Origin of the sequence: Lysobacter sp. KIS68-7 (assembly GCF_021284745.1) — a bacterium.
GTDB lineage: Bacteria > Pseudomonadota > Gammaproteobacteria > Xanthomonadales > Xanthomonadaceae > Noviluteimonas.
On sequence record NZ_CP089925.1, the window covers coordinates 1,662,375 to 1,678,170 of the forward strand.

A 15,796-nucleotide genomic window follows, 5' to 3' on the forward strand; every position below is an offset into this window, starting at 1 on the left:
AGAGGCGTGATGGCGGCTTGACGGGCAATGTTATATTGTTCCAACCGCTGCCCCGCGCCCCCGAATCCCCCGGATGTCGCCCGCCCAACGCTCGCACCACCTGCTCGATCGCCTCGGCGCCACCGGTTCGCTGGTGTGCGCGGTGCATTGCGCGCTGCTGCCGGTGGCCATCGCGACCCTGCCGGCGCTCGGCGTCGCCTCGTGGCTGGGCGAGGGCTTCGAACGCGGCTTCGTGATCTTTGCGACCCTGCTTGGCCTCTTCAGCGTGGTGTGGGGCTATCGCCGCCATGGGGAGGTTCGCGCGCTGGGCCTGCTGCTTCCCGGCCTGGCCGCGCTCTGGCTCGGCAATCTCTTCGGGCCCCTGCACCATGCGCTCGTACCGCACGCCATCACGATGACCCTCGGCGGCACGCTGGTCGGGCTCGCGCACTTCGCCAACCTGCGCCTGGTCCACATCCACAACGCCAACTGCGCCCACAACGCCAGCTGCGCCCAGTGATCTGCTAGTCTTTGCGGCCTCGCGCGCACGGGCGCGCAGTTTCCGCACAAGATCAGGAGCAAACGCACATGGGCAAGGGCGACCGCAAGACCGCCAAGGGCAAGCGCTACAACGCCAGCTATGGCAACGCGCGTCCGAACGTCGTGGCCAAGGCGGCCGGTACCCCGAAGGGTCCGGTGGTGAAGAAGGCCGCGACCAAGTCGGCCCCGGCCGCGAAGGCGCCGGCGAAGAAGGCCGTCGCGAAGAAGGCTGCCTCGAAGGAGTAATCCTTCCGCGCCGCGCGATAAGAAAAGCCCCGCGAGAGCGGGGCTTTTTTGTTGCCTGTCGAACGCGCGTCAGTGCTCGGCGCGCTTCTCGATCTCGGTCCACACGCGCAGCAGGTTGCCGCCGAGGATCTTGCGGATGTCCGCCTCCTTGTAGCCGCGCGCCTGCAGGCCCGCGACGAGGTTCGGATAGTCCGCCACAGACTTCAGTTCGACCGGCAGTTCGCCGTCCACGCCATCGAAGTCCGAACCGATGCCCACGTGGTCGATGCCCACCAGCTTCACCGCATAGTCGATCTGGTCGAGTACCGCGTCGGTGTGCATCACCGGTGCCGGATGCGCGGCGCTGAACGCCTTCGAGTAGGCATCCATCTCGGCCTCCGACTTGCCCTCCTGCTTCATCTTCTCCAGCGTCTGGCGGCGCTCGGCCGTCTCGCGCGCCTGGTTGCGATCGAGGAACGCCGTGCCGAAGGCGAGCTGGATCACGCCGCCTTCCTTCGCGACCGCCTTGGCGATGTCGTCGGGCATGTTGCGGTTGAACTCGGGCGTGAAGTGGCGCATGCCCGAGTGGCTTGCGATCACCGGCACGTCCGTGATGCGCAGGACATCGCGCACGGCGTCGTCGGAGATGTGCGAGACGTCGACGATGATGCCCAGGCGATTCATTTCCTTCACGACCTGCTCGCCGAACGGGCTCAACCCGCCCCACTTGCCCGTCGCCTGGTACGAGGAATCGGCGATGCGGTTGTTGCCGCCGTGCGCCAGCGTGATGTAACGCACGCCGCGGTCGAAGAAGAACTTGAGCTTCGAGAGGTCATCGCCGATCGGCGCACCGTTCTCCATGCCGAGCGGCAGCAGCACCTTGTTGCCGGCGCGCAGCTTGTCCACGTCCTGCGGCGAACGCAGCAGCGCGAACTTGTCCGGATGGCGCTCCACCAGCGCCTCGACATGGTCGATCTGCGAATTCGCGATCTGCCACGCGGTGCCCTTGTCGTCTTCTTCCGCGGAGGTGTAGATCGACATCCACGCGACGTCGAGCCCGCCCTCGCGCGCACGCGGGTAGTCGAATTCGCGTTCCGGCACGAGGATCCCCAGGTCGTTCCACTTCGACTCGAGGTTTTCCGGCGCATCGATGTGCGTGTCGACGATGATCGCGTCCTGTGCGAGTTTTCGCGCCGCGTCCGTCGCGTCGGCTGCATGCAGCGAGCCGGCGATGCACAGCGAGAGGAGGGTGAAGGCAAAGATTCGACGCATCAAAAATTCCCCTTGGTTCAAGTTCAACAGCGGTCAGACGAGACGTGCGCCGCCCACGTGGACGGCATCGACGAGTTGGCCCCCGAGCCAGTAGCACAGCTCGGAGGGGTGCTGGACGCGCCAGCGTACGAAGTCCGCGCGCATGCCGGTGCGCAGCACGCCACGGTCCTGCAGGCCGAGGGCGCGCGCGCCGTTGACGGTGGCGCCGCGCAGCGCTTCGACGGGCGTGAGGCGGAAGTGGGTGCAGGCCAGCTGCATGGCCTGGCGCAGCGACTGCAGCGGCGAAGTGCCGGGATTGCAGTCGGTCGCCACCGCCATCGGCACGCCGTGTTCGCGGAAGGCGTCGATCGGCGGCAGCTTGGTGTCGCGCAGCACATGGAAGGCGCCGGGCAGCAGCACCGCGACCGTGCCGTGTTCGGCCATCGCGCGCACGCTGTCGAGGTTGGTGTGTTCGACGTGGTCGGCGGACAGGCCACCGAACTCCGCGGCGATGCCGCCGCCACCGAGGTCGCTCAGCTGATCGGCGTGCAGCTTTACGGGGAGTTGGAGCGCGCGCGCCGTTTCGAACACGCGTCGCGTCTGCGCAGGGGAGAAGCCGATGCCTTCGCAGAAGGCGTCGACTGCATCGATCAATCCTTCGGACGCCAGCTGCGGCATCCATTCGCATAGCGCATCGACATATCCATCCGCGTTGCCTGCGAACTCCGGCGGCAAGGCGTGCGCCGCGAGGTAAGTCGTCCGCACGGTGACGCCCAGGGCCTCGCCGATCCGCCGCGCCACGCGCAACATGCGGCGTTCGGTGTCGAGGTCGAGGCCGTAACCGGATTTGATCTCGATCGTGCCCACGCCATCGGCCAGCAGCGCGCGTGCGCGGGGCAGGGAGGCTTCGAGTAGTTCGGCTTCGCTCGCCGCACGCGTGGCGCGCACCGACGAAATGATCCCGCCGCCTGCGCGTGCGATCTCCTCGTAGGTCGCGCCCTGCAGGCGCAGTTCGAACTCGCGCGCGCGGTCGCCCGCGAACACCAGGTGCGTATGGCAATCGACCAGTGCCGGCGTGACCCAACCCTGCGTTTCGATCACCTCGTTCGCGATCGCCGCTGGCGGGCCCGGCAAGGCCGAACGCGGACCGACGAAGGTGAAGACCCCATCGCGCCAACCCAACGCCGCGTCGGCGATCTCGCCATAGCCTTCCGTGCCCTCGAGCGTCGCGAGCGACACACCGAGCAGCAGGCCATCGAACGGAGCGGGGTGGGCAGGCATGAAGCCCGATTGTAGGGGTGATTTGTCGGAGCGGGAGCGGGGGGGCGAGAATGCCCCCCATGCAGACCCTCCACGCGGAACGTCTCTGGACCCCCGACGGCTGGCGCATCGATGCCGGCTTCACCCACGACGCCGGGCGCATCGTCGAATGCGAACGCGTGCAGCCCAGCGAAGGCTCGGCCTGGGTCCTGCCCGGCATCGCCAACCTGCACTCGCACGCCTTCCAGCGCGCGATGGCCGGCTTGGCCGAGCGGCAGACGAATCCGGAAGACTCCTTCTGGACCTGGCGCGACACGATGTATCGGTTTGCGGGGCGCTTCGATCCGGACACGTTGCATGCGGTGGCTTCGCAGCTTTACGCCGAGATGCTGGAAGCCGGGTACACGACGGTCTGCGAGTTCCATTACCTGCACCACGCGCCGGATGGGCGGCCCTACAGCGATCCGGCTGCGATGTCGCGTGCGTTGATTGCGGCGGCGCGCGATACGGGGATCCGACTGACGCTGCTGCCGGTCCTCTACATGAGCAGCGGCTTCGACGGGCGTCCGTTGAACGAGCGCCAGCGGCGATTCGGGCACGAGGTGGATGCGTTCCTGCGCTTGTTCGACCTCCTGCGCGCGGAACAGGACGACATGCTGCGCGTGGGCATTGCACTGCACAGCCTGCGTGCGGTGCCGCCGGATGCGATGCGCAATGTGCTGGCGTCGATGCCGAGTGGCACGCCGATCCATATCCATATCGCGGAACAGGTGGGCGAGGTGGCGGATTGCCTGGCGCTGCGCAATGCGCGGCCTGTCGAGTGGTTGCTTGCGAATGCGGATGTCAATCGCGACTGGACGTTGGTGCATGCGACGCACCTTGAGAAGGCGGAGATTCGCGGAATTGCGCAGAGCGGCGCGACCGTTGCGATTTGCCCGACGACGGAAGCCAACCTCGGCGACGGGTTGTTTCCGCTACGCGCGTTCCTGGAAGCGGGCGGCGCGTGGGGCATCGGGTCGGATTCGCATGTGTCGATTTCGCCCGTGGAAGAACTGCGCTGGCTGGAGTACGGGCAGCGCCTCGTCACGCGGCATCGGAACATCGCAGTCGGCAGCACGACGACGAGTGTCGGCGAATCGTTGCTGCACGATGTTTTGGCGGATGGGGAAGCCTCGACCGGTCATGCGGTCGGCTGCTTCTACGCCGGTGCGTGCGCGGATTGGTTGGTGCTCGATCGCGATGCGCCGCAGTTCGTGGGGAGCGCGCCGGACGATACGGTGGATCGTTGGTTGTTCAACGGCAATCGGCCGGCGGTGCGGGACGTGCATGTAGGTGGGGTGGAGGTGGTGCGCTCGGGGCGGCATCGCAGGCGCGAGGAGATCGCGGCCGGGTTCGCGGGTGCAATGCGCACGTTGCTGGCTTGATTGCGCCAAGCTTTCCTGAGAGTGGGCGCGATCTTCCGGAGAGTGCGCGAGGGCCTCCGATGGGTGCGTGGAGTCCATCGATGAGTGCGCGAGGTTCATCGATGGGTGCGTGAGGTCCATCGATGGGTGCGCGAGGTCCATCGATGGGTGCGCGAGGCCCATCGATGGGTGCGCGAGGTCCATCGATGGGTGCGCGGGGTCCATCGATGGGTGTGCGAGGTCCATCGATGGGTGCGCGGGGTCCATCGATGGGTGCGCGAGGTCCATCGATGGGTGCGCGAAGCGCGCATCCATCGCAAATCCCAGATTCGTCCGCTATCGGACGCGCTCGCGTCTGATTGTTTGCCCGGCAGCGCAATAGCAGCATCGGCGCTGGAGTGTAAGAACTCCTTCTTGAAAGCTGATCGGGCCGCTGGCATCGCGGAACGGTTGACCGACGCGCGTTCCGCGTCGGGAGGGGGCGAAATGCAACACCTCGCGAGAGGAAATACGCCCAGCCGACTTCAAGACGGTTTCTTACCCTCCCGACTCCTTGCGCTCGCCTTCGCAGCGCAAGTCCCCACGTTGCGATCGAGGAGGTCTCCCATGCGGCAATCCCCACCCCAAACTGCCTTCGTCCTCCCGGACGCGGCCCAACGCTCGCTCTTCCAGTTGCGCGATCGCCTGCGCGTGTTGGTGCAACTAAGCGCTTCCGCTTCGCCCGAGTCGCGCCGGGAGGCGTTGTTGACGCCCGCGCTGCTCGCGTGGTGGTTCAACCACTTTTCGCGCGAGATCGATGATGTGGTTGACGCGGCTTACTGGACGGCTAATTCCGACAGATGATGCGTTCAGACGAACGCACCGCGGAAACGCGGCGCTTTTTGATCCTACGTGGAATAACTGGTCCGCAAAGCAAAGGCCAGGACTTCCCATGCTCTCCACTGCGGCCAGGCAATTCGGGCGCGCTCGATCGCTTCTTTAAGTGGTGCAAGCATGCCAGCGGGAATCGGCGACTGCGCACTCGCATCCGACTGTAGCCAATGTCCCAGCGCGTCGCGCAACATCAGGGAGTCGTCGCCGGACGCATCGGCGCACCATGCGAGCAGCAGCATGAGGGCCTCCCATTTGCCCGCGAGGTCAACGTTGGCCACCACGCGCGCGCGTGCAGCCGCAGCCAGGGATTCCTTGAATCGCTTGTCGAGGAGTTCCGCCGGAATCCGCACGTAGCGCTTCCGCGCGAGGCGAAAGGCAACGCGGGCGACGCGCGGAGACGGATCTGCAATGGCCGCCAACACATGCGGCGCGACCTCTCCGGTGTTCGAGCGCACCAGCGCCGACAGCGCGCCGGCACGCACCAGGGGCCTCGAGTCCGCGAGCGCGTCGAGCATCCGCGTCCGATCGTCGGGAAGCGCCAGTTCTGCGAGGGCGCAGAGTCCGACGACTCGCGCACGCTCTTCGGTGCCGTCGGCCGCAGCGCGCCAGCGCGCGATGGCATCGACGCGGCCGCGGGTCAGATACGAAGCAGCCAGACGGACGGTCTGGGCGCGATCGAACAAAGCGACCTCGACCTGGGGCAGGGCGGCGTCGCCGTCGCGGGCGACCCGCAGGCGCAGTGCTTCGGCGCGGACCGATGCGTGCGGATGTGCCGCCGCCGCGTCCGCGACGGCCCGCCAGTCGTCGATGCCTTTGGCCCGATCGAGCGCCCAAAGCGCGGTGGAGAAGTCGGGGTCCCGCACCGCGTCCGCGAGGCGTGCATCGATGACTTCGGTGTCGGCCTGCGCCATCAGGCGCCAGGCACAGCGGCGCACTTCCTGGGTGCCATTGCGCGCGGCAGCCCAGCGGTCGTCCGAGCTGCGCGCATCCAAGAGGATCTGGTGCATGGTCGGCCACGCGTACGCATCGAAGTTTGACCGTGCCCGCAGCGCGAACACGAGGTCGAGGCGATCGAACAGCGCCCGTGCAGGAATCTCGTGCAATACGCTCGCCAACAGCACCAGCGCGGCATCGCGGACCTGCGGCACGTGGTCGTCCGCACGCAGCAGTGCCAGCGACAATGCGACCGGCCCCGGATAGGCACACATCGCCCGCACTGCGGCTTCGCGGGCGTAGCCGGAGCTGTCGCAGCCGGCGACAAACAAGGTAACGGCGCGGTCGGGGGCGTCGGCGAGTTGGAGGATGACGGCTTTTGCTTCAGCAGCCTCGTAGCTACCCAGCCAGAGCGCCGAATCGAGCTGCAACAAGCGGCGGCCGTTGAGGCCTGCAATCACCTCGGCGTACTCAGTCGCCTCAATGGGATGGCCGAGCACTCGCTGTAGTGCGCGCCCCAGGCGTTCCTTTGCCCATGCGGCATGTGACCGGTGCAACATCGCGAGCGACCTTCCATTGGAATCTCGTGACGATAGCGATTGCGGTCTGTTTCGACCACTCCACTGTCGAGCTTGAGGCGCAAGGGCTGGGGGATGGCCTCCCCGCGCGCCAATCGCTATCGTCCTTGCAACTCGCACACATGGAACGGACCCCGATGTCGCGCCCCAAGCCCTCCTGGCTCGCCCACATTTCCGCCGGCCTGGGCCTCTCCGCACTCCTTGGCGTCCTCTGCTTCCACTTCCCCGAGCTGCTCACCAGCCGCGACTTCCGCGCGGTCTACACCGAGCAGTTCGCGCGCAATCTGTTGCTCTTCGGCTTGGTCGCGGCGTTCGTGCTCGGCACGGTGTCGATCCTGCGAGATCGGGGCAAGCGCGTTGCGCTCGTCGGTGTGGGCTCCGCTGCACTCGCGGTCCTGCTCGGTGGGGCAACCGTGCATTTCGACAAGATCGAGTCCACGCCGTTCTCGCTGGGCCTGGACTGGTTCGTGATCTCGCTGTTCTTCTCCGCGCTGGTCTTCATCCCGATCGAACGCATGCTCGCGGTGCGGCCGATCTCGCCGTTGCGGCATGCATGGCGCACCGACCTCGCGTACTTCTTCATGAGCCACGTGCTCGTGCAGTTCGTGTTGATCGCGGTGACGGCGTCGACGAGCACGATCGCGGCGTTCGCGGCGTTTCCTTCGCTCAAGCAGGCGATCCAGTCGTTGCCAATCTGGGGGCAATTCCTGATCGCGGTGTTCGTCGCCGATCTGTTCCAGGCAGGCCTGCATCGCGTGTACCACAACGTGCCGTGGCTCTGGCGCTTCCACGCGGTGCATCATTCGAGCCGGCAGATGGATTGGCTCGCGGGCTCGCGCATCCACCTCGTCGAGGTCCTGATGACGCGTTCGGCGGTGCTGCTGCCGCTGGTCGTGCTCGGCTTCTCCGCGCCTGCGATCAACGCCTACGTCATCCTCGTCGGCGTGCAGGCCGTGCTCGCGCACGCCAACCTGCGCACCAACTTCGGCTGGCTCGAATACGTGCTGGTCACGCCGCGTTACCACCACTGGCATCACGCTCGGCACGTCGACTACATGGACGTGAACTACGCGATCCACCTGCCGCTGGTCGACATGCTGATGGGCACCTTCAAGCGCCCGCCGAGCGGCACGTGGCCGGAGGAGTACGGCGTGATGAAGCTGGAGACGGTGCCGGAAGGATTCTGGAAACAGACTTTGATGCCACTGGGGCCGAAGAAGGTGTACGCCGATTACGTGGGGCGCGAGTGACGGAGAAGACCGACACGACGCTGCGCGACCTCGCACGCCTGCGTCGCGTGCGCGATCGTATCGATCGCGAATACGCGCAGCCGCTGGACGTGGAAGCGCTCGCGCGCGGCGTGCACATGTCGTCCGGACACCTGAGCCGCGAGTTCAAGCAGGCCTACGGCGAGTCGCCTTACAGCTACCTGATGACGCGGCGCATCGAGCGCGCGATGGCGATGTTGCGCAACTCGGAGATGAGCGTCACCGAGATCTGTTTCGCGGTCGGTTGCTCGTCGCTCGGGACCTTCAGCACGCGCTTCAGCGAGTTGGTCGGCATGTCGCCCAGCGCGTTCCGCCGCCTGGATGCACCCGCCGCAGAGGCGCTGCCTTCGTGCGTGGCGAAGCAAGTAGCAAGACCGATCAGGAATCGAGAAGCGCCGGCCCCCGAGCCGGAACTAGAGTGACTTCCGTGGACCTCCCCACGGACCCGGATCGCACCCGATGAACATCACCATCCATTCGAGCTTCCTCCCGCACACCGGCGCGGACGCCGCGCTGGCCTTCTATCGCGACGCGCTGGGCTTCGAGCTCCGCAAGGACGTGGATTACGGCGGCATGCGCTGGCTCACCGTCGGCCCCGTCGGCCAACCGGACACCTGCATCGTGCTGACCCCGCCGGCCGCGGCGCCCGGCCTCACCGACGACGAGCGCCGCACCATCAACGAGATGATGGCCAAGGGGACCTACGCGATGGTGATCCTCGCGAGCGCGGACCTGGAAGGCGTGTTCGACCGACTGCAGGCGAGCGGCGCGGAAGTCATCCAGGAGCCGACGGAACAACCGTGGGGCGTGCGCGATTGCGCATTCCGCGATCCGGCGGGGAACCACGTGCGGATCAACGAAGTGCGGTGATCCGAATGAAAGGCCCCGCATGCGCGGGGCCTTTTGCATTCAGTCGCCCTGCGCGACACGCCAACGCCGCTTCATGCGCCAAAGCGCCCATGCCACGCCGGCGATCAGCCCCATCGGCACCAGCGCCGCCAGAACCCGGATCAGCCCCGCCATCGTCGTCGCCGCAATCTGCGTCGAGTCGCGCAAGGCATTGCCGATTTCGGAGCCGCCGGCCTGCACGCCGGGCGGTTGGAACTGCAGCGTCAGCAGTTGCGTCTGGATGCGCCGCTGCTGTTGCGCGGACTGCTGGTTCGCGACATCCAACTGCGCTTCCACGTCGGCCAATCGCTCCGACAGCTTCAGCATGTCTTCCAGTTTGACGTTCGGTTTGTCCTGGAATTCGAGCAGGCGCGCGTGTTCCTTTTCGAGGCGGCTGCGGCGCAGTGCGTTGTCGGCGACTGCTTCGGCGAGGTCTTCCGCACGCGTCGTGCGTTCGGCGACATCGCCGCCCTGGCCGGCCTGGCGGATGAGCAGGTCGACGCCCTTCGGCACCACGCGCACGGTGATCGAGCCGCTCGGGTGGTCGCCGCCACGCTGCTGCACATCGAGGACTTCGCACGCGCCGACGGATTGCGAGAAGCAGGCCTGCTGCATCGCGTCGATGCGGCGGGGGATGTCGGCTTCCGCGAGCTTGATGGTGACCGTGTGTTCGTAGGCGAGCGTGCGTCTTGGGGCGTCGGCCGGCTTCGGTGGGCCCGGCTCCATGACGTCGGCAACAGCCGCCGCCGGTGCGCTGGCCGCGCGTTCGCGGTCGCAGGCCACCAGCAACAAGGCCAACAAACAAAATCCCGACCAATGGGTGGCGCGCATCCGTTCTCTCCCCGAAGAATGTTTTGGACGACGGTCGACCTGCGCGGCGGATCATGCCGGAGGCGTGGCGTGCACAACGGAGGGAAGGCGCGGGCGGGGTTACATGCGATTCAGCGGTGCGGCCTCGGATAGGATCCGCACATGCGCATCCCGGCCCTTGCCCTGTCTTTGGTCCTCGCTTCGGCACAATCCTTGGCCGTGGAGCCGCCCCCTTTCGCCGACCGCCCCGTCACCGAGTCCTGCACCCCCAAGCCCGGCGATGCCTTCAACGACGAAGACATGCACTGGGAATGCACCGGTCTGTTCGCGCCCACGCTGCGCGCGCTGGAGTCGATGGTCCTGCTTACGCGTCGCGTGCAGGTGGCGCGCGAGGCGTTCACCGTCTACGAATCGGACGACGATGTCTGGGTGTTCTACCGCGACGACGGCACGGCGACGCGCTTCCATCGTTTGATGGAAGGCGACCAATGGAAGGGCATCGGCGTCGCGTTCTTCTGCGCGGACACGGCCGAGCGCTGCGAGCACCTGCGCAAAGGCACGATGCGCATGCGCGTGCCGCCGCCGGCGATGGACCGCGTTGGTCCGCCGGACGTGAAGCCCTAGCGCCTACATCACGCTTTGTCCGGTGCCACCCTGTGGGCCGAGCACGATGTCCCACGCGAATGCCAGCGCATCCGACGCCATCCCCTCGGTGGGCGCCACCGCGTGCGCGATCGCAGCGTCCTTGTTCACGGGAATCGCGTTGAAGATCTGGTCGGACGCGTTGAGTTTCTCGCCGGGGAAATACATTTGCGTGGTGAGTTGCTCGCGCCCGCCGGCGACTTCGAAGTGGATGTGCGGCGTGCGCAGCGTGTTTCCCGTCGAATACGCGCCCGGCTTGATGGACGTGAACGCGTATCGACCATCGGCATCGGTGGTGATCTTCGCGTAGCCCTGGAAGTTTGGATCCAGCGGCGCGGGATTCCTGTCGTCCGGATGCGCGTAACGCCCGTGTGCGTTGGCCTGCCAGATTTCCAGCGTGGCACCCGCCACGGGCTTGCCGTCTTCGTCGAGCACGCGGCCCGCCACGTGGATGACCTGACCGGCGGCGCGGGTCGCGTGGCCTTTCAACATCGTCATGTCCGCATCGCGTTCGAGCGGAAGGACCTTGGGATAGAAGGGACCCGAGGTCTGCTCCGGCGTCGGCAGCAGGGCGGCGAGGGCAGCGCTCCAGCGGGACGAGAAGGCCAGGGCGGTGACACCTGCGATCAGGACCTTGCGGCGTGAACGGGGATCGACGGACGGCATCGGGGTGCTCCGGCGTGGTAGCACCCGGTCCAACGCGGGAACGCCGCTCACCCGGCCTGCGTGACGATCTTCACCTGCATGCCCAGGGTCCGGTGCACCGGGCAACGCTCGGCGATCTGGAGCATGCGCGCGCGCACCTTGTCGTCGAGGTCGCCTTCGATCCAGATCGTGCGCTCCAGACGGTCGAGCTTCGCGTTCGCGTCGTCGGTGCGTTCGCAATCGCGTTCGTGCACCTTCTGGTGCTTCACGTGCACGCGGATGCCGGTGACGGGCAGTTGTTTCAACTTCGCATAAGCATGCAGGGTCATCGCCGTGCACGAGGCGAGCGCACCGGAGAGCAGGCCGTAGGGCGAGGGCCCGCTGTCGGTGCCACCGACGGCGGTGGGCTCGTCGGCGACCATCGCGTGCCCCGCGATGTTCAGGGTCGTGCGAAAGCCCTGGTTGTCGGAGTGGGCGAGGGCTTCGCCTTCCATGAGCAGGGATGCAGGATCTGTTGCGGCCACGGCTGAGTCTCCGGAAGTACGAAGCTGCGCTTAGACCATCGGCAGCTTCAAGCCTTGTTCCTTCGCACACTGCTTCGCGATGTCATAGCCTGCATCCGCGTGGCGCATCACGCCCGTGCCCGGATCGTTCCACAACACGCGCGCGATGCGCTTGTCGGCGTCTTCCGTGCCGTCGCACACGATCACCACGCCCGAGTGCTGCGAGTAGCCCATGCCGACACCGCCGCCATGGTGCAGGCTCACCCACGTCGCGCCGCCGGCCACGTTCAACATCGCGTTGAGCAACGGCCAGTCGCTGACCGCATCGCTCCCGTCTTTCATCGCTTCGGTTTCGCGATTCGGCGAGGCGACGCTGCCGCTGTCGAGATGGTCGCGGCCGATCACGATCGGCGCTTTGAGCTCACCGTTGCGCACCATCTCGTTGAACGCCAGGCCGAGCTTGTGGCGCAGGCCCAGGCCGACCCAACAGATGCGCGCGGGCAAGCCCTGGAAGCTGATGCGTTCCTTCGCCATGTCCAGCCAACGATGCAGGTGTGCGTCGTCGGGGATGAGTTCCTTCACCTTCGCGTCGGTCTTGTAGATGTCCTCGGGGTCGCCGCTCAGCGCGACCCAGCGGAACGGGCCCACGCCGCGGCAGAACAGCGGACGCACGTAGGCCGGCACGAAGCCCGGGAAGTCGAATGCGTTCGCGCAGCCTTCGTCCTTCGCCATCTGGCGGATGTTGTTGCCGTAGTCGAACACGGGGATGCCCATGTCTTCGAAGGCGAGCATCGCCTCGACGTGCACGCGCATCGACTTCTTCGCAGCGTCGCGCACGCGGCCCGGATCTTCGGTCTGCATGCGCAGCCACTGCTCGACGGTCCAGCCGATCGGCAGGTAGCCGTGCACGGGATCGTGCGCGGAGGTCTGGTCGGTCACCGCATCCGGGCGCACGCCGCGGCGCACGAGTTCCGGCAGGATTTCCGCGGCGTTGCCGAGCAGGGCGATCGACTTCGCCTGGCCCGCTTCGCAGTACTTCTCGATGCGCGCCAGCGCGTCGTCGAGGTCGGTGGCCTGTTCGTCGACGTAGCGCGTGCGCAGGCGCATGTCGATGCGCGACTGCTGGCATTCGATGTTGAGCGAGCACGCACCGGCGAGCGATGCCGCGAGCGGCTGCGCGCCGCCCATGCCGCCCAGGCCCGCGGTGAGGATCCACTTGCCGGTGAGGTCGCCGTTGTAATGCTGGCGGCCCATCTCGACGAAGGTTTCGTAGGTGCCCTGCACGATGCCCTGCGAACCGATGTAGATCCACGATCCGGCCGTCATCTGGCCGTACATCATCAGGCCCTTCTTATCGAGCTCGTTGAAGTGCTCCCACGTCGCCCAGTGCGGGACGAGGTTGGAGTTGGCGAGCAGCACGCGCGGGGCGTCGGCGTGCGTGGGGAAGATGCCGACGGGCTTGCCCGATTGCACGAGCAGCGTTTCGTCGTCGCGCAATTCCTTCAGCGACTTGAGGATCGCGTCATAGCATTCCCAATCGCGCGCGGCGCGGCCGATGCCGCCGTAGACGACCAGTTCCGCCGGATTCTCCGCGACCTCGGGATCGAGGTTGTTCTGCAGCATCCGGTAGGGCGCTTCGGACAACCAGGATTTGCAGTTGAGCTGGTTGCCGCGCGGGGCGCGGATGGTGCGGCTGGGATCCTTGCGGGTGGACATCGTCGGCTCCGGCGTCGGGGAGCGGGATTATCGCATCGGGCACCGGCCGTATGATGGCCCCCCATGACGCCATCGATCCGGGCCGCGCTGGCCCTGCTGCTGTGTTCCGTGCTCGCGGCCTGCGCGAGCGTCGCGCCGTCGGCACCGCCGTCGCCCGATGCGCCCCCGGTGCTGCTGGTCTCCATCGATGGCTTCCGCAGCGACTACCTCGACCGCGGGCTGACGCCGAACCTGTCGCGCCTCGCCGACGAAGGCGTGCGCGGCGAGGGCATGACGCCGTCGTATCCGTCGCTCACGTTCCCGAATCACTACACCTTGGTCACCGGCCTGCGCCCGGACCACCACGGCGTCGTGCACAACACGATGCACGATGCACAGCTCGGCGGCTTCAAGGGCAGCGACGAAGCCAACGCGAGCGACGCGCGCTGGTGGAACGGCGCCGAGCCGCTCTGGGTGACGGCCGAACGCGCCGGCTTGCATGCGGCCACGATGTTCTGGCCGGGTTCGCAGGCGCCGATCCGCGGCGTGCGCCCGACGCACTGGAAGGCCTACGACGCGGCGATGTCCAACGACGCACGCGTCGACGAAGTGGTGGCGTGGCTTGCGCAGCCCACGCCGCGCATTCGTTTCGCTACGCTGTACTTCGAACTGCTCGACAAGACGGGTCATTCGAACGGTCCGGATTCACCCGAGATGCAGCGCGACATCGCGGCGATCGACGCCGCGATCGGCCGCCTCGTGCAGGAACTCGATGCGCACGGCCTGCACGACACCAACCTCGTCATCGTCTCCGACCACGGCATGGCGGAAGTGCCGCCGGGGCAGGTCATCGCGATCGAGGACATGGTCGACGTCGAGGATGTCGACGTGGTGTCGACCGGCCAGGTCGTGGGCTTCATTCCGAAGCGTGGACACGCGCGCGCCGCCGAGGCGCGCCTGCTCGGTCGCCATGATCGCTACGAATGCTGGAAGAAAGAGGCGCTGCCCGAGCGCTGGCACTTCGGCACGCATCCCCGCATTCCGCCGATCGTGTGCCAGGTGGACGAAGGCTGGGATGCCATCCGCCGCAGCGAATTCGCGAAGCGCCCGGCGCATGCACGCGGGTCGCATGGCTACGACCCCGCGCTGCCTTCGATGCGTGCTTTGTTCATCGCGCGCGGCCCGGCGTTCCGCGCGGGCGCGCGCTTGCCGGTGTTCGACAACGTCGATGTGTATCCGTTGCTGGCGAAGTTGATCGGCGTGCCGGCGCTTCCGAACGACGGCACGCTCGCTCCCTTGCAGCCCGCATTGCGTTAACGGCGGTCGCGATCGGCCTTCAGTTCCGCGCGCGACAGGAACCCGTCGCGATTCTCGTCCAGCCAGTTGAACTCGTCGCTCAGGCGCGGCATCGCTTCGCTCACTTCCGTGCGGCCGAGTTTGCCGTCGCGGTTGAGGTCGGCGGCGACGAAGCGTTCGTCGAAGCGCTTGTTGCGCTCGGCCTCGCGCAGCGGGCGCATGCGCTCGTGGTAGGCGCGCAGTTCGCTGCGCACGATGTAGCCGTCGTGGTTGGCGTCCAGCGCGGCGAAATCAGGTTCATGCCAACCCTGGTTCGACTCGGCACGCTTCCATTCGGCGCGCTCCGGGTGCTGCGCCATGCGTGCATCGCGCGCGGCGCGCCCCGCATCGAATTCGGCGCGGCTGATGCGGCCGTCCTGGTCGGTGTCTAGGCGCTCGAGGCCTTCATGGTGGCGGCCGCGATGGCCTTCTTCTGCGTGGAGGGTGGCCACCGGAAGCAGGAGCAACGCGGCGGCGAGCATGGCGATTTTCATCGGGGTAGGTCTCCGTCCGGGCGGCGACATGCCGCGCGTGGTCGGGAGAACGCCGGGCACGTCTCGCGGTTGACCGCCCAAGCTGAGCGGTTCAGGAAGCCGCATCGCGGCAACCCGACAGCAGGCCTACAGTCCCTCGATGGACGTCGCGCTCTACACCGCAGCGGGCGGGACCTTCGTCCTGGTGCCCGCCTGCATGCACCCCACGCAGCAGGCCGAACGACTGCATGGTCCGCTCACGCCGTGTGCACGCGCCCGGCTGCCGGGCCCGCTCGACGACACGCTCTGTACGCGCCTGCTCGCCGAAATCGACCAGAACGCGTTTGCCTTGCTTCAATGGCCTGAAGCGCTGGCCCTGCTTGGCCGCAAGCATCCTTGCTTCCGCAAGCGGCCACGGCGCTTGTGGCCGCGTGTGCACGGGAAACGCGTCTCGCGCGTTTGATCCGAGAAATCCAGCCACTTACGACTGTTTTT

18 protein-coding genes are annotated in these 15,796 nt (G+C 66.9%); 10 read left to right on the forward strand and 8 right to left on the reverse strand.

Features of this window, described 5'->3' with window-relative positions:
• Nucleotides 1–73: 73 nt before the first annotated feature.
• Nucleotides 74–499 carry a MerC domain-containing protein gene (locus tag LVB87_RS08000; protein WP_232897464.1) on the forward strand — a complete coding sequence of 142 codons (426 nt, stop codon included), beginning with the start codon at nucleotides 74–76 and terminating at the stop codon, nucleotides 497–499.
• 68 nt (nucleotides 500–567) lie between these two features.
• Complete coding sequence (locus LVB87_RS08005; protein WP_232897465.1) at nucleotides 568–765, forward strand: 30S ribosomal protein THX; 198 nt, start codon at nucleotides 568–570, stop codon at nucleotides 763–765.
• Nucleotides 766–834: 69 nt separating this feature from the next.
• Here LVB87_RS08005 and LVB87_RS08010 read toward each other — a convergent pair whose 3' ends face one another.
• Nucleotides 835–2,016, reverse strand: coding sequence for a dipeptidase (locus tag LVB87_RS08010; RefSeq protein ID WP_232897466.1), 1,182 nt, complete (start codon nucleotides 2,014–2,016; stop codon nucleotides 835–837).
• A 33-nt stretch (nucleotides 2,017–2,049) separates the two neighbouring features.
• Nucleotides 2,050–3,276: an imidazolonepropionase gene (hutI, locus tag LVB87_RS08015; protein WP_232897467.1), complete on the reverse strand. Its 1,227-nt coding sequence runs from the start codon at nucleotides 3,274–3,276 to the stop codon at nucleotides 2,050–2,052.
• Nucleotides 3,277–3,335: 59 nt separating this feature from the next.
• Between hutI and LVB87_RS08020 the strand changes: the two genes are divergently transcribed.
• Nucleotides 3,336–4,679 carry a formimidoylglutamate deiminase gene (locus LVB87_RS08020; protein ID WP_232897468.1) on the forward strand — a complete coding sequence of 448 codons (1,344 nt, stop codon included), beginning with the start codon at nucleotides 3,336–3,338 and terminating at the stop codon, nucleotides 4,677–4,679.
• 585 nt (nucleotides 4,680–5,264) lie between these two features.
• On the forward strand, nucleotides 5,265–5,501 hold the full coding sequence (locus tag LVB87_RS08025) for a hypothetical protein (protein WP_232897469.1): 237 nt from the start codon (nucleotides 5,265–5,267) through the stop codon (nucleotides 5,499–5,501).
• Nucleotides 5,502–5,545: 44 nt separating this feature from the next.
• Here LVB87_RS08025 and LVB87_RS08030 read toward each other — a convergent pair whose 3' ends face one another.
• A complete protein-coding gene (locus LVB87_RS08030) occupies nucleotides 5,546–6,964 on the reverse strand; it encodes a hypothetical protein (protein ID WP_232897470.1) in 1,419 nt (472 codons plus the stop codon).
• 215 nt (nucleotides 6,965–7,179) lie between these two features.
• Here LVB87_RS08030 and LVB87_RS08035 point away from each other — a divergent pair, with 215 nt between their 5' ends.
• From LVB87_RS08035 to LVB87_RS08045, 3 genes are read left to right on the forward strand one after another with little or no spacing between them, the layout of a single operon-like run.
• Nucleotides 7,180–8,292, forward strand: a complete 1,113-nt coding sequence (locus LVB87_RS08035) for a sterol desaturase family protein (protein WP_232897471.1) — start codon at nucleotides 7,180–7,182, stop codon at nucleotides 8,290–8,292.
• A complete protein-coding gene (locus tag LVB87_RS08040; protein WP_232897472.1) occupies nucleotides 8,289–8,732 on the forward strand; it encodes a helix-turn-helix transcriptional regulator in 444 nt (147 codons plus the stop codon). Before LVB87_RS08035 ends, LVB87_RS08040 begins: the two co-directional genes overlap by 4 nt.
• Nucleotides 8,733–8,769: 37 nt before the next feature.
• Nucleotides 8,770–9,180: a VOC family protein gene (locus LVB87_RS08045; RefSeq protein ID WP_232897473.1), complete on the forward strand. Its 411-nt coding sequence runs from the start codon at nucleotides 8,770–8,772 to the stop codon at nucleotides 9,178–9,180.
• Nucleotides 9,181–9,219: 39 nt separating this feature from the next.
• Here the strand turns inward: LVB87_RS08045 and LVB87_RS08050 are convergent, their stop codons facing one another.
• Nucleotides 9,220–10,029, reverse strand: a complete 810-nt coding sequence (locus tag LVB87_RS08050) for a DUF4349 domain-containing protein (protein ID WP_232897474.1) — start codon at nucleotides 10,027–10,029, stop codon at nucleotides 9,220–9,222.
• Between the two features lie 198 nt (nucleotides 10,030–10,227).
• Here LVB87_RS08050 and LVB87_RS08055 point away from each other — a divergent pair, with 198 nt between their 5' ends.
• Nucleotides 10,228–10,632, forward strand: a complete 405-nt coding sequence (locus LVB87_RS08055) for a hypothetical protein (protein WP_232897475.1) — start codon at nucleotides 10,228–10,230, stop codon at nucleotides 10,630–10,632.
• 3 nt (nucleotides 10,633–10,635) lie between these two features.
• Here LVB87_RS08055 and LVB87_RS08060 read toward each other — a convergent pair whose 3' ends face one another.
• The 3 genes from LVB87_RS08060 to hutU are packed head-to-tail and all read right to left on the reverse strand — an operon-like array spanning nucleotide 10,636 to nucleotide 13,514.
• Entirely contained in the window at nucleotides 10,636–11,316 is a 681-nt protein-coding gene (locus LVB87_RS08060) for a SpaA isopeptide-forming pilin-related protein (protein WP_232897476.1), read from the reverse strand.
• A gap of 47 nt (nucleotides 11,317–11,363) precedes the next feature.
• Nucleotides 11,364–11,819, reverse strand: a complete 456-nt coding sequence (locus LVB87_RS08065; protein ID WP_232897477.1) for an OsmC family protein — start codon at nucleotides 11,817–11,819, stop codon at nucleotides 11,364–11,366.
• A 30-nt stretch (nucleotides 11,820–11,849) separates the two neighbouring features.
• Nucleotides 11,850–13,514 carry a urocanate hydratase gene (hutU, locus tag LVB87_RS08070; RefSeq protein WP_232897478.1) on the reverse strand — a complete coding sequence of 555 codons (1,665 nt, stop codon included), beginning with the start codon at nucleotides 13,512–13,514 and terminating at the stop codon, nucleotides 11,850–11,852.
• Nucleotides 13,515–13,577: 63 nt separating this feature from the next.
• On the opposite strand from hutU, the gene LVB87_RS08075 reads away from it, so the two are divergent.
• Nucleotides 13,578–14,810, forward strand: coding sequence for an ectonucleotide pyrophosphatase/phosphodiesterase (locus LVB87_RS08075; protein WP_232897479.1), 1,233 nt, complete (start codon nucleotides 13,578–13,580; stop codon nucleotides 14,808–14,810).
• On the opposite strand, the gene LVB87_RS08080 is transcribed toward LVB87_RS08075, so the two are convergent.
• Complete coding sequence (locus tag LVB87_RS08080; RefSeq protein ID WP_232897480.1) at nucleotides 14,807–15,322, reverse strand: EF-hand domain-containing protein; 516 nt, start codon at nucleotides 15,320–15,322, stop codon at nucleotides 14,807–14,809. The two genes, LVB87_RS08075 and LVB87_RS08080, sit on opposite strands and share 4 nt — an antisense overlap.
• Before the next feature lie 139 nt (nucleotides 15,323–15,461).
• Here LVB87_RS08080 and LVB87_RS08085 point away from each other — a divergent pair, with 139 nt between their 5' ends.
• A complete protein-coding gene (locus LVB87_RS08085; RefSeq protein ID WP_232897481.1) occupies nucleotides 15,462–15,764 on the forward strand; it encodes a hypothetical protein in 303 nt (100 codons plus the stop codon).
• Nucleotides 15,765–15,796 lie beyond the last annotated feature (32 nt).

Excerpts from the sequence above, each read along its gene's own strand:
- LVB87_RS08000 (WP_232897464.1), top strand. The coding sequence starts at position 74 with ATGTCGCCCGCCCAACGCTCGCACCACCTGCTCGATCGCCTCGGCGCC.
- LVB87_RS08005 (WP_232897465.1), top strand. The coding sequence starts at position 568 with ATGGGCAAGGGCGACCGCAAGACCGCCAAGGGCAAGCGCTACAACGCC.
- LVB87_RS08010 (WP_232897466.1), bottom strand. The coding sequence starts at position 2,016 with ATGCGTCGAATCTTTGCCTTCACCCTCCTCTCGCTGTGCATCGCCGGC.
- hutI (WP_232897467.1), bottom strand. The coding sequence starts at position 3,276 with ATGCCTGCCCACCCCGCTCCGTTCGATGGCCTGCTGCTCGGTGTGTCG.
- LVB87_RS08020 (WP_232897468.1), top strand. The coding sequence starts at position 3,336 with ATGCAGACCCTCCACGCGGAACGTCTCTGGACCCCCGACGGCTGGCGC.
- LVB87_RS08025 (WP_232897469.1), top strand. The coding sequence starts at position 5,265 with ATGCGGCAATCCCCACCCCAAACTGCCTTCGTCCTCCCGGACGCGGCC.
- LVB87_RS08035 (WP_232897471.1), top strand. The coding sequence starts at position 7,180 with ATGTCGCGCCCCAAGCCCTCCTGGCTCGCCCACATTTCCGCCGGCCTG.
- LVB87_RS08045 (WP_232897473.1), top strand. The coding sequence starts at position 8,770 with ATGAACATCACCATCCATTCGAGCTTCCTCCCGCACACCGGCGCGGAC.
- LVB87_RS08050 (WP_232897474.1), bottom strand. The coding sequence starts at position 10,029 with ATGCGCGCCACCCATTGGTCGGGATTTTGTTTGTTGGCCTTGTTGCTG.
- LVB87_RS08060 (WP_232897476.1), bottom strand. The coding sequence starts at position 11,316 with ATGCCGTCCGTCGATCCCCGTTCACGCCGCAAGGTCCTGATCGCAGGT.
- hutU (WP_232897478.1), bottom strand. The coding sequence starts at position 13,514 with ATGTCCACCCGCAAGGATCCCAGCCGCACCATCCGCGCCCCGCGCGGC.
- LVB87_RS08075 (WP_232897479.1), top strand. The coding sequence starts at position 13,578 with ATGACGCCATCGATCCGGGCCGCGCTGGCCCTGCTGCTGTGTTCCGTG.
- LVB87_RS08080 (WP_232897480.1), bottom strand. The coding sequence starts at position 15,322 with ATGAAAATCGCCATGCTCGCCGCCGCGTTGCTCCTGCTTCCGGTGGCC.
- LVB87_RS08085 (WP_232897481.1), top strand. The coding sequence starts at position 15,462 with ATGGACGTCGCGCTCTACACCGCAGCGGGCGGGACCTTCGTCCTGGTG.